General features: G+C 65.9%; 10 protein-coding genes. 2 read left to right on the forward strand and 8 right to left on the reverse strand.

What is annotated here, in order from left to right; translation table 11 throughout:
• The first annotated feature begins 132 nt into the window (after positions 1 to 132).
• On the forward strand, positions 133 to 867 hold the full coding sequence (locus GOQ09_RS23225) for a helix-turn-helix transcriptional regulator (protein ID WP_157616065.1): 735 nt from the start codon (positions 133 to 135) through the stop codon (positions 865 to 867).
• A gap of 16 nt (positions 868 to 883) precedes the next feature.
• On the opposite strand, the gene iaaH is transcribed toward GOQ09_RS23225, so the two are convergent.
• From iaaH to GOQ09_RS23265, 8 genes are all read right to left on the reverse strand, one after another.
• Positions 884 to 2,392, reverse strand: a complete 1,509-nt coding sequence (iaaH, locus tag GOQ09_RS23230) for an indoleacetamide hydrolase (RefSeq protein ID WP_207309892.1) — start codon at positions 2,390 to 2,392, stop codon at positions 884 to 886.
• 88 nt (positions 2,393 to 2,480) lie between these two features.
• Positions 2,481 to 3,320, reverse strand: coding sequence for a metallophosphoesterase (locus GOQ09_RS23235; RefSeq protein WP_157616066.1), 840 nt, complete (start codon positions 3,318 to 3,320; stop codon positions 2,481 to 2,483).
• On the reverse strand, positions 3,317 to 4,447 hold the full coding sequence (locus tag GOQ09_RS23240) for an acyl-CoA dehydrogenase family protein (protein ID WP_157616067.1): 1,131 nt from the start codon (positions 4,445 to 4,447) through the stop codon (positions 3,317 to 3,319). The genes GOQ09_RS23235 and GOQ09_RS23240 overlap by 4 nt, the downstream gene beginning before the upstream one ends.
• A 32-nt stretch (positions 4,448 to 4,479) precedes the next feature.
• Entirely contained in the window at positions 4,480 to 5,730 is a 1,251-nt protein-coding gene (locus tag GOQ09_RS23245; protein ID WP_157616068.1) for a glutamate carboxypeptidase, read from the reverse strand.
• Positions 5,731 to 5,812: 82 nt separating this feature from the next.
• Positions 5,813 to 6,997 (reverse strand): acetyl-CoA C-acyltransferase, encoded by a 1,185-nt coding sequence (locus GOQ09_RS23250; RefSeq protein ID WP_157616069.1) that lies wholly within the window; start codon positions 6,995 to 6,997, stop codon positions 5,813 to 5,815.
• Positions 6,998 to 7,047: 50 nt separating this feature from the next.
• A complete protein-coding gene (aceK, locus tag GOQ09_RS23255; RefSeq protein WP_157616070.1) occupies positions 7,048 to 8,868 on the reverse strand; it encodes a bifunctional isocitrate dehydrogenase kinase/phosphatase in 1,821 nt (606 codons plus the stop codon).
• Between the two features lie 4 nt (positions 8,869 to 8,872).
• Positions 8,873 to 9,637: a carbonate dehydratase gene (can, locus tag GOQ09_RS23260; RefSeq protein ID WP_157616071.1), complete on the reverse strand. Its 765-nt coding sequence runs from the start codon at positions 9,635 to 9,637 to the stop codon at positions 8,873 to 8,875.
• Positions 9,638 to 9,691: 54 nt separating this feature from the next.
• Positions 9,692 to 10,090, reverse strand: a complete 399-nt coding sequence (locus GOQ09_RS23265; protein ID WP_157616072.1) for a MerR family transcriptional regulator — start codon at positions 10,088 to 10,090, stop codon at positions 9,692 to 9,694.
• Positions 10,091 to 10,212: 122 nt separating this feature from the next.
• On the opposite strand from GOQ09_RS23265, the gene GOQ09_RS23270 reads away from it, so the two are divergent.
• Entirely contained in the window at positions 10,213 to 11,283 is a 1,071-nt protein-coding gene (locus GOQ09_RS23270) for an MBL fold metallo-hydrolase (protein WP_157616073.1), read from the forward strand.
• The last annotated feature ends 4 nt before the right edge of the window (positions 11,284 to 11,287 follow it).

An 11,287-nucleotide genomic window follows, 5' to 3' on the forward strand; every position in this document is an offset into this window, starting at 1 on the left:
AGGCCTCTATTGGAACACCTCGCGGCCCCGCTCCCGATGGGGCAACCCCGGGGCGTCTCCGGAGATCCACCCTTGGCTCAGTGCTTGCTAGACGTTAGCCTTACTTCTGCACACGAAAAGAGCGAGGCGGCGATGTACCTGACAGGCTCCGAACAGCAGGCGCTGCGTGGCGTTTTCACGCTGCTGGCGGAAGACCGAGGCGAAGGCGACATTCGCGAGCGCCTCGGCCGGGCGCTGCTCGACTTGCTGCATGCGGACCAGTTCGCATCCTTCGTCTGGAATGCCGAAAGCGGCCGATTCGACAGCCGCGTGGCCCTGAACATGGACCCCGCCAACCTGGACCGCTACGGCGAATGGCACCAGCACCACGACCCGATCACCTTCGTGCTGCAGTCGCATCGCCGCGCCACGCGCGTGACCGACGTGATGCCGCAGCGAAAACTGATGCGCACGGAATTCTTCACCGACTTTCTCTCGCGCGACGGATTGCACTGGGGCATGAACCTGCATGCGTTCGAGGGCAACCGGGCGCTGGGCGACCTGCGCATCTGGCGGCGCAAGGGCCGCGGCGATTTCGGCGATCATGAAAAGGCGCTGCTCGACCTGATCGAGCCCGCATTCATCGGTGCGCTGCAGCGTGCGCAGCGCAAAGCGGCTGCCGCGCAAATGCCCGCCGAAGCGCCGTGGAATGCCCTGAGTGCGCGAGAGCAGGAGGTCGCGCGGGCCGTCTGCGAAGGCCTGACCGACAAGGAGATCGCACGCCGGATGGCGGTGAGCGTGCCGACGGTGCGCACCTACCTGCGGCGCATCTTCGACAAGCTCGGCATCGAGCGCCGCTCGGCGCTGGCCGGTTGGGTCCAGCGCTGATACGGCGGAAAGCGCCCTACTTCGTCTTCGAAGCCGGCAGGCGGCCCAGCACGTTTTCCACCGCAAGGCCCACGGCAAGCAGCTTGCGATCGCTGCCGGCGGGTCCGTCGAGTTCCAACCCAACAGGCAGGCCGCTCTCCGCGCCAAGACCCGATGGCAGCTGCACGCCCGGAATGCCGGCGTTGCTGCCCGGATCGGTGTTCTGGATCAGCGCGCCGAAGTTCTCGGGGCTGCTGGCTTCAGGTGCAGCCAGCGGCGCCACGCGCGGCACGGTAGCGAACACCAACGCGTCGAGACGGTGCTGCGCGAAGGTGTCGCGATAGAGCTTCTGCAATGCGGGCCGCGCGGCATGCATCGCGTTGTCGTAGGCCGGCTTGGCGTCGACCGTGCCATTCGGCGCGGGCAGCTTGCGTGGGACCACGAAGGCCTCGAAGGTGCCCTTGACGTCCGGGCTCGCAATGCCGGCCGTCAGCTGCGCGATGTCGATGCCGGTGCGGTATTTCGCGAGGTACGCGACCATGTCGTCGTGCGCCTCATAGAGCGCGACCGGAAAGCCGATGGCGCCATTGAGTTCCATGAGCTTGGGCATCTCCACGTCGACCAGCGTGACGCCTGCCTCGCGCAGCTTGGCCAGCGCTGCATCGGTCGCGCCGCGCGTGTCGGCGTCGAGGTTGGCGTAGAAAGCCGGCACCACGCCGAGCCGCACGCGCTTCAGATCGGCAGGCTTCAGCGGGGCGCCGCCTGCAATCACGCGGTCGAGCAGCGCAACGTCGGCGATCGACTGCGCCATCGGCCCGGCGGTGTCGCGGGTGTGGGAGATCGGTGCAATGCCGCGCTGCGAGTAGCGGCCCATGCTGGGGCGCAGCGAAGCGCAGCCGTTGAATGCGCACGGAATGCGCACCGAGCCGCCCGTGTCGGTGCCCAGTGCCGCCGGCGCCATGCGCGCGCCGAGTGCCGCGCCATTTCCCGACGACGAACCGCCCGCCACGCGGCTGGCGTTGTAGGCATTGCGCACGCCCACCTCGGCGCCGGTCTGGAATGCGGGGTTGTAGCCCGATACGCCGAAGGCCAGTTCGTGCATGTTCGTCTTGCCGAGAATGATGGCACCTGCCCCGCGCAGCTTCGCGACCACCGGCGCATCGGCTGCGGGCACAAAGCCCTTGAGCGCCGGGGAGCCGGCCGTGGCGGGCAGGCCCTGCACCTGGATGTTGTCCTTGATGACCACCGGCAGCCCGGCCAGCGGCTTGCAGGCGCCGCCGCGCTTGCGCGTGGCATCGGCGGCGCGCGCCGCCTTCAGCGCGCCGGCCTCGTCAAGCGTGATGAAGGCGTTGAGGTTTGCATTTTGCTTGGCCTGCGCGACGTAGACCGTTACGAGCTGCTCGCTGGTGAGGGTGCCGGCGCAGAGCTGCTGCACGGCATCGCCCGCGGTCAGCGTGCCGATGTCAACGGCGGCTGGCTGCGCCTGCGCGGATGCACCGAGGCACAGCAGGCTCGCGGCGAAGAAGAAGGGTTTGGAATTGGACATGGCAACGACCTTCGACGAAGAGACCGCCATGCTGCGCCAAGCGCGCCGCCCTGTCTGTCATCAAAACCGATGACACCGCATCCAGGCCCTACTGGAACATCACCCACTCGGGCCGCATGTTGAAACGCACCGGGAGAATGCTCACGCCCAACCCGCTGGTCACGTACATGCGCTTGCCCTTGTGCGCTACCCAGCCATAGGCCCACTCGCGCGGCGCGCGCCCCGGCACCACCAGTGCGCCGTAACCCGGCACGCTGACCTGCCCTCCGTGCGTGTGCGCGGCCACCACCAGCCCGCGGGTGGGCAGCATGGTCGCAAAGCTGAAGGGGTCGTGCATCATGACCAGCGTGGCGGCGTCCTTCGGCACGCCGGCCAACGCCTTGTCCGGCTGCGAGTGGCCGGTCGAGTCGTCGCCGATGCCGACCACCCAGATGTCATGGTCCGGCAGGCGAGCCGAGGCGTTCTCGAGCACGCGGATGCCCGCTGCGGACAAGGCGCGCGCCGTGCGTTCGCCGTCATGCCACCAGTCGTGGTTGCCGAGCACAGCGTACACGCCCCGCGGCGCTTTCAGGCGTCCCAGCACGGCAGCCATCTCTTCGATGGACAGGTCTTCGTCGCCGCCCGAGCCCGCAAGAAAGTCGCCGGGCAGCAGGATCACGTCGGGCTGCGCGGCGTTGATCTGGTCGACGCTGCGTGCAGCGCGCTCCACGCTGGTAATGCGCCAGGCCGAGCGCGTGGTGAGATGCCAATCGCCCGCGACAGCCACCTTGAGTCCGGCGGGCGCCTGCCACTGCGCCGAACTCAGCGGCTCGACGCGTGCCGCAACCCAGCGCGGTTCGATGGCAACCGTCCAGACGGCCAGCGCCAGCAGCAGGACCGCTACCGCGATCCGGAGCACCGGCGGCCGGCGGCGCGTGCCGGGGTTCACGCCAGCGCGCGTTGAATCAGCAGCTTCTGGATGTCGGACGTGCCTTCGTAGATCTGGCACACCCGCACGTCGCGGTAAATGCGTTCGAGCGGAAAGTCGTTCACATAGCCGTAGCCGCCCAGCGTCTGGATGGCGGCGCTGCACACGCGCTCGGCCATCTCGCTCGCGAACAGCTTAGCCATGGCGGCTTCCTTCAGGCACGGGCGGCCGGCGTCGCGCAGGCTCGCGGCATGCCAGATGAGCTGGCGGGCGGCTTCAAGCTGCGTGGCGCATTCGGCCAGGCGAAAACCCACGGCCTGCTGTTCGAATATCGAACCACCGAAGGCTTGTCGCTCCTTGGCATAGGCCAGAGCCACGTCGAACGCGCTGCGCGCCATGCCCACGCTCTGCGCCGCAATGCCGATGCGACCACCTTCGAGCGCACCCAGCGCGATCTTGTAGCCCTCGCCCTCCGCACCGATGAGATTCTCCGCCGGAATGCGGCAGCCGTCGAAATTGATCTGCGCGGTGTCGCTGCTGTGCTGGCCGAGCTTGTCCTCGAGACGCGCGACGCTGTAGCCGGGCGCATCGGTGGGCACGATGAACGCGCTCATGCCGCGCTTGCCCGCGCCCTTGTCGGTCACCGCAATCACGATGGCAACCTGGCCGTTCTTGCCGCTGGTGATGAACTGCTTCACGCCGTCGATCACGTAGCCGTCTCCATCTTTTCGCGCCGTGGTGCGCAGGCTCGACGCATCGCTGCCGGCCTGCGGCTCGGTCAGGCAGAAGGCGCCGAGCATCTGCCCTTGCGCCAAAGGCTCGAGCCATTGCTTCTTCTGCTGCGCGTTGCCGTAGCGCATGAGGATGGCGTTGACCGGGCAGTTGGTCACGCTGATGGCCGTGCTGGTGCCGCCGTCGCCGGCCGCGATTTCTTCGAGCACCAGCGCGAGCGTGAGGTAGTCGAGCCCCGCGCCGCCATGCTCTTCCGGCACGCAGATGCCGTAGGCGCCCAGCGCGGCAAGGCCCTGGTGCGCTTCCTTCGGAAAGCTGTGCTCGCGGTCCCACTTGGGGGCGTTGGGCCAGAGTTCGGCCTGCGAAAAATCGCGCACCGCGTCGCGGATGGCTTCCTGGTCGGCACTGAGCAGCATGGTGTGTCTCCTGTCTTTTTATTCTTGTGCGCCTACTTGCCGGCGCCCAGATCCATGATGAGCCGCGCGGCCATGTACAGGCGCCGCGGGATCGCGCTGATGTCGACGTATTCGGCCTTGTCGCTGTGATAGCCGAAGCCCGGCAGGCCCAGGCTTTCGATCACCGGCTTGCCAGAGAGCGCCGCGTAGGCCGCGTCGGTGCCGCCGCCGGTGCGTTCTTCAACGCCCAGCGTGCCGCCGGCTTCCTTGTAGAACGCCACGGCCTTTTCGACCAGCTTCTTGCCGCCTTCGCCCGCATTGAAGGCGGGGCGGCCGCGCGTGATCAGCACCTTGACGTCGGATTCTGGCAGCTTCTTCTGCTGCGCCTTTTCTTCCAGCGTCTTCATGGCGGCTTCGAAGTCTTCGTTCTGTGCATAGCGCACGTCGGCGTTCAGCGTGGCACTGGCGGGAATGATGTTCGACACGCTGCCGGCCTTGGCAATGGTCCAGTTGAAGCGCAGGTGCTTGGCCTTGTCGTCGATGCTCATGGTGCGCAGCACCAGGTCGGACGCTTCCACGAGCGCGTTCACGCCCAGGTCGGGCGCGGCGCCGGCGTGCGAGGCCTTGCCGGTGATGTTGACCTGCACGTAGGCGATGCCCGAAGTGCCGAGCGAAAGCTTCTCGTCGCCGGCGGCCGTGGGTTCGAAGGAAAGCACGTAGTCGGCCTGCTTGGCTTCTTCCTGGATCAGGTCGCGCGAGCCGAAGGAGCCTTTTTCCTCGTCGGTGTTGAACAGCACGGTGATGGTGCCGTAGTCGCGTACGCCGTAGTCCTTGAGCAGCTTCAGCGTGTGCAGGATGACGGCGTTGCCGCCCTTGTCGTCGGCAATGCCGGGGCCGTAGGCCTTGTTGCCTTCGATTCGGAAAGGCGCCTTCGCAAGCGTGCCTTTGAGGTACACGGTGTCCATGTGCGACATCAGAAGCAGGTTCTTGCCGCCCCGGCCCTTGATCTTGCCGACGATGTTGTCGCCCACCACGAGGCCGGCCGACTTGCTGCGCGTGACCGTGAAGCCGAGGTTCTTGAGTTCGGCCTCGAGGTAGTTGCCCGCGGCCGCAATGCCTTCGGCATCGCCCGTGCCGGTTTCGATGTTGACGAGCTGTTCCAGGGTCTTGAGCACCGCGGGCTGCGCATCGGTCGCGGCCTGGAAGAGCACGTTGTCGCGTTTCTGCGCCCAGCCGGCGGCGGGCGCAAGAAAGGCGCCGGCGAGCAAGGCCGTCATGACGGTACGTTGAATGGATGGGCGCATGAAGAACCTCCTGGCGTCTGCTGTATTCATGAAAAAAGCCGCGAAGCACCCGGGCAGCGGGCGCTTGCGGCGGTCGTTTTTATCAGAGCAATTCGAGTGCCACGGCGGTGCCTTCGCCGCCGCCGATGCACAGCGTGGCCACGCCGCGCTTCTTGCCGCGTGCCTTCAGCGCATGGATGAGCGTGACCATGATGCGCGCGCCGCTGGCGCCGATGGGGTGGCCCAGCGCGCAGGCGCCGCCGTTCACGTTGACGATCTCGTGCGACACGTCGAGTTCATGCATCAGCGCCATGGGCACCACCGCGAAGGCCTCATTCACTTCCCACAGGTCGACGTCTTTCACGCTCCAGCCGGTCTTCTTGAACAGCTTGGCGACGGCGCCGACCGGCGCGGTGGAAAACCACTCGGGCTGCTGCGCGTGCGTGGCATGGCCGACGATGCGTGCGATGGGCTTGGCGCCGATCTTCGTCGCATGCGACTCGGTCATCATCACCAGCGCCGCGGCGCCATCGTTGATCGACGAGCTCGATGCAGCGGTGATGGTGCCGTTCTCTTTCTTGAACGCGGGCTTGAGCGTGGCGATCTTGTCGAGCTTGACCTTGCCCGGGCCTTCGTCGATGGAAATGACGGTGTCGCCGCCGCGGCCCTTCACGGTGACGGGCGTGATCTCGTCCTTGAACGCTCCGGACTCGGTGGCCGCCTTGGCGCGCTGCACGCTGGCAATTGCAAAGGCATCTTGCTGCTCGCGCGTGAACTTGTACTTGGCGGCGCAGTCTTCGCCGAAGGTGCCCATCGAGCGGCCCGGCTGGTAGGCGTCTTCGAGGCCGTCGAGCATCATGTGGTCATAGATCTTGTCGTGGCCCATGCGGTAGCCGCCTCGGCCCTTGAGCATGAGGTAGGGCGCGTTGGTCATGCTTTCCATGCCGCCAGCCACCATCACCTCGTGCGTACCCGCCAGCAGCAGGTCGTGCGCGAGCATGGCGGCCTTCATGGCCGAGCCGCACATCTTGCTGAGCGTGACGGCGCCCGCGCTGTCGGGCAGGCCGCCCTTGTAGGCCGCCTGGCGCGCCGGCGCCTGGCCCTGGCCTGCCATGAGGCAGTTGCCGAACAGCACTTCGCCGACGCTGTCAGGCGCAATGCCGGCGCGCTCCACGGCGGCCTTGATCGCAGCGCCGCCAAGGTCGTGCGCGGAGAGGGAAGAAAAGTCGCCCTGAAAGCTACCCATGGGGGTGCGGGCGGCGCCGACGATGACGATGGATTCGGACATGGGGGTCTCCTTCGAAAAAGTGAATGGGGTGACGGTAGACAGTGGCTCTATCAAAAATGCGTCGCGTGCCCGTCGTGCGGAAAGCGCTGCGCTTCTTCGTACGGGAACACATCGAGCATCTGCCCGGCCTGGATGCGTTCCTTGTGGTGCTGCCAGAAGGCGGCGTCGAGCAGGTCGGCGTGGTGCGCCATGAAGGCTTCGCGCACCGCGTCGTTGCCCAGCAAGAAAGGGCCGAAGGTTTCGGGAAACACGTCCTTCGGGCCCACTGAGTACCAGACCTCGCCGCTCATCTCGTCTTCCTCGTTGCGCGCCGCGGGCACCTTGCGGAACTGACAGTCGGTGATGTATTCGATTTCGTCGTAGTCGTAGAACACGACCTTGCCGCCGCGCGTGACGCCGAAGTTCTTCCACAGCATGTCGCCGGGAAAGATGTTGGCGGCCACCATGTCCTTGATGGCGTTGCCGTATTCGACGACCGCGTGCTCCAGCTGCTCTTGCGCGCGCTTGGCGTGCGCCGGGCTTTCGGGGTTGGCCAGCGTGTCGAAGGCTTCCTGCAGAAAGATGTTGAGCGGGATCATGCGGCGCTCGATGTAGACGTGCTTGAGCACCAGCTCCATCTCCCCGTTGCCGTCGCGGTCGGCAATTTCGAGCTGGCTGGGCGCGAACTTCCGGATTTCGTCGATCAGCTCGGGCTCGAAGCGGTCGAGCGGAAAACCCACGTCGCTGTACTCCAGCGTGTCGGCCATGCGGCCGACGCGGTCGTGCTGCTTCACCAGCAGGTACTTGCCCTTGATCTGCTCGCGCGTGGTGTCTTTCTGCGGCGGATAGAAGTCCTTGATGACCTTGAAGACGAAAGGGAACGAAGGCAGGTCGAACACCAGCATGACCATGCCCTTGATGCCGGGCGCAATGCGGAAGCGGTCGCTCGAATAGTTGAGGTGGGAAAGAAAGTCTCGGTAGAACAGCGTCTTGCCCTGCTTTGCAAGACCCAGCGCGTTGTAGATCTCGGCGCGCGGCTTGCGCGGCATGAGCGAGCGCAAAAACTGCACGCAAGCCGAGGGCACTTCCATGTCGACCATGAAGTAGGCGCGGGCAAAGCTGAAGAGCATCTGCAGGTCGTCTTCGCCGAAGAGTGCCGCATCCACGTAGAACTTCCCATGCCTGTCGTGCAGTATGGGCAGCGAGAACGGCAGCTCGACAAAACCGTTCATGATCTTGCCGACCACGTAGGCGCCCTTGTTGCGGTAGAACAGCCCCGAGAGCACCTGGATCTGGAAGTTGGCGCGCAGCTTCACCTGGTGAAAGCGCCCCATGATGGCGTGCGCCACGCGCTCGGCATCGCGGCGCTTGTTGGCAAAAGTGCCCTGCAGGCCGTAGTCGTCCAGCATCTGCTCGATGGTGTCGGCCAGCGTGCCGTGCGAGGGGTAGTAGGGCCTGTACGTGGGCGCGCCGCGCGGCTCGATGTATTCGGTGCTGATGGCCGGCCGAACGAAGATGAAGTCGTTCTGGAAGTAGGCGCGGTGCAGGATCTTCGTCGTCACCGAGTTGAAGAAACTCTCGGCCAGCTCGGGCTGGTGGTGGTCCACCAACAGGCCGATGAAGTGCAGCTTGACCTGGTGCCACACCTCCATGGGCTGGTCGCCGGCCTTGAACTCCTTCTCGAGCCGGGCCACGGCCTCGTTCACCCGCAGGTCATAGAACTCGATGCGCTCGCGCTGCGCGCGCTGCTGGCCATGCCAGTCGGCCGTTTCGAAGCGATGCTTGGCGCGCGCCGATTCGGCCCGGAAGAGGCTGTAATGGCGATTGAAACCATCGATCATCGCCTTGGCAATGTCGTAAGCCAGCGGCGAATCGAGGCGCTGCGGGAACATAGGCTCAGCCGGTTTTCGTTTCGTTGCCTGCAGCGGGCTGGACGACCGGGACGGCTTCGACGGTTTCGGTTCCGTCGGCACCGGCCTGGGCGGACGGCGAGATGCCCAGCGGCTTGCTCCACTTGTAGCGGATGCGTTGCACCGCGGCCTTGTACACCGCGTCGAGCGGCTTGGCGCCGTCGACGTCCAGGCCCAGGTCCTGCAGCAGGCCGTCGTGCACGCCGAAGGTCCAGCCGTGGATCTTGACCTTCTGGCCGCGTCCCCAGGCATCGACCATGACGGTGCTGACGGCCACGTTGACCACCTGCTCGGCCACGTTGAGCTCGCACAGTGCGTCGACGCGCACGTCTTCGGGCAGGCTGTCGAGCATCACGGCGTGGCGGTCGCGCACGTCCTGGATGTGGCGGATCCAGTTGTCGGCCAGGCCGATGCGCTTGCCGCTGAGCGCCGCCTTGACGCCGGCGCAGCCGTAGTGGCCGACCACCATGATGTGCTCGACCTTCAGGTGCTCGACCGCGAATTGAATGGCCGAGAGCGCGTTCAAGTCGGAATGCACCACGATGTTGGCGACGTTGCGGTGCACGAACACCTCGCCAGGCTCCAGCCCGGTGATCTGGTTGGCGGGCACGCGGCTGTCGGAACAGCCGATCCACATGTAGCGCGGCGTCTGCTGCTTCACCAGGCTGGTGAAGAAGCCAGGCCGGTCGCGTTCCATTTGTGCGGACCAGGCACGGTTGTGGGCGAAGAGGTCATCAAGATTGTCGGACATGGCGTGATTGTCGATGAGTCGTGATTCGGATGCGGTGTGTCTGATGCTGCCCTGTCAGGCCGCCTTGGCCGACCGCTGGGCCTTGGCCAGTGCCGCGCGGCCTTTTTTCTCGTGCTCGCGCACTTCGGCCAGGTTGGCCTGCAGTTCGGCAAGCTGTTCTTCCAGCTGGGCGCGGTGAGCGCCCAGCACGCCGAGAAATTTCTGCAGCTGCGCCACGGTGTCGCGCGGGCTGTCGTACATGTCGAGGATTTCCTTGGCCTCCGTCAGGCTCAGGCCCAGCCGCTTGGCGCGCAGCGTGAGCGTGAGCCGCGCCCGGTCGCGCGCGCTGTAAACGCGCTGCATGCCGGCCCGCTCAGGCGTCAGCAGCCCCATGTCTTCATAGAAGCGAATGGCGCGCGTCGTCAGGTCGAACTCCTTCGCGAGCTGGCTGATGGTGAAGGTTTGCGCGGACATGTATGTCTGAAATCGGTCGAAGAGCCGTCAGGAGGGGCGTTGCAGTGGTGACAGCAGGTTTGCCCCGGTCTCCCTACAATGATGTCCTTAACCCATGACGTTTACGTAAACGTCAATCTTACATGAACCTCCTCGAACGCGAACTCCACTACCCACTGGGCGACACCCTGCCCGCGCCCGGCGAAGCACTGGAAGTCGCGCCGGGCGTGCGATGGATCCGCATGCGGCTGCCGTTTGCGCTCGACCATATCAACCTCTGGCTGCTGCGCGACAGCATCGACGGTGTCGAGGGCTGGACGGTGGTCGACTGCTGCATTGCGCACGACGAGGCCCGCGCGCAATGGGAGCAGGTGTTCGAAACGCAGCTGCAGGGCCTGCCGATCCTGCGAGTGATCGTCACGCACATGCACCCCGACCACATCGGCCTGGCCGACTGGCTGTGCAAGCGATGGAACGCGCCGCTGTGGATCAGCTCGACCGATTACCACGTGGCCCGCGTGCTGACCTCCGCCGGCGACACGCTGGCCGGCGGCGATCAGGCCGCCAGCTTCTTTGCGTCGCACGGCCTGACCGATCCAGACGCAGTGGCCAAGATTCGCGCCCGCACCAACTACTACGCCAACATGGTGCCTTCGGTGCCCGAGCGCTTCACGCGCATGATGGACGGCGACACTGTCACCATCAACGGCCACGCCTGGCGCTGCATCAGCGGCTACGGCCATGCGCCCGAGCACATCGCGCTTTACTGCGACGAACTGAAGCTGCTGCTGGGCGGCGACATGATGCTGCCGCGTATTTCGACCAACGTGAGCGTGCATTCGGGCGAGCCCGAGGCCAACTCGCTGCGGCTCTTCCTGGACAGCATCGACAAGTTCAAGGCGCTGCCCGCCGACACGCTGGGCCTGCCTTCGCACGGCAAGCCGTTCACCGGCATTCACCGCCGCGTCGACCAGCTGCAGGAGCACCACCGCGACCGACTTGCCGAGCTGCTCGAAGCCTGCACCGCGCGCCCGCTGACCGCGGCCGAGGGCCTGCCGATCCTGTTCAAGCGCGAGCTCGACCTGCACCAGATGACCTTTGCCATGGGCGAGACCGTGGCGCACCTGCACCTGCTGTGGTTCTCGGGCCAGCTCAGGCGCGAACTGGGGCCGGACGGCATCTATCGCTTCGGAGCCCGCAGCGCCGCGGCGTAGGGAT

It is taken from the genome of Variovorax paradoxus, from assembly GCF_009755665.1.
GTDB lineage: Bacteria > Pseudomonadota > Gammaproteobacteria > Burkholderiales > Burkholderiaceae_C > Variovorax > Variovorax paradoxus_G.

Coding starts and splice junctions, on each gene's coding strand:
- GOQ09_RS23225 (WP_157616065.1), top strand. CDS start 133: ATGTACCTGACAGGCTCCGAACAGCAGGCGCTGCGTGGCGTTTTCACG.
- GOQ09_RS23265 (WP_157616072.1), bottom strand. CDS start 10,090: ATGTCCGCGCAAACCTTCACCATCAGCCAGCTCGCGAAGGAGTTCGAC.
- GOQ09_RS23250 (WP_157616069.1), bottom strand. CDS start 6,997: ATGTCCGAATCCATCGTCATCGTCGGCGCCGCCCGCACCCCCATGGGT.
- GOQ09_RS23240 (WP_157616067.1), bottom strand. CDS start 4,447: ATGCTGCTCAGTGCCGACCAGGAAGCCATCCGCGACGCGGTGCGCGAT.
- aceK (WP_157616070.1), bottom strand. CDS start 8,868: ATGTTCCCGCAGCGCCTCGATTCGCCGCTGGCTTACGACATTGCCAAG.
- GOQ09_RS23270 (WP_157616073.1), top strand. CDS start 10,213: ATGAACCTCCTCGAACGCGAACTCCACTACCCACTGGGCGACACCCTG.
- GOQ09_RS23245 (WP_157616068.1), bottom strand. CDS start 5,730: ATGCGCCCATCCATTCAACGTACCGTCATGACGGCCTTGCTCGCCGGC.
- iaaH (WP_207309892.1), bottom strand. CDS start 2,392: ATGTCCAATTCCAAACCCTTCTTCTTCGCCGCGAGCCTGCTGTGCCTC.
- can (WP_157616071.1), bottom strand. CDS start 9,637: ATGTCCGACAATCTTGATGACCTCTTCGCCCACAACCGTGCCTGGTCC.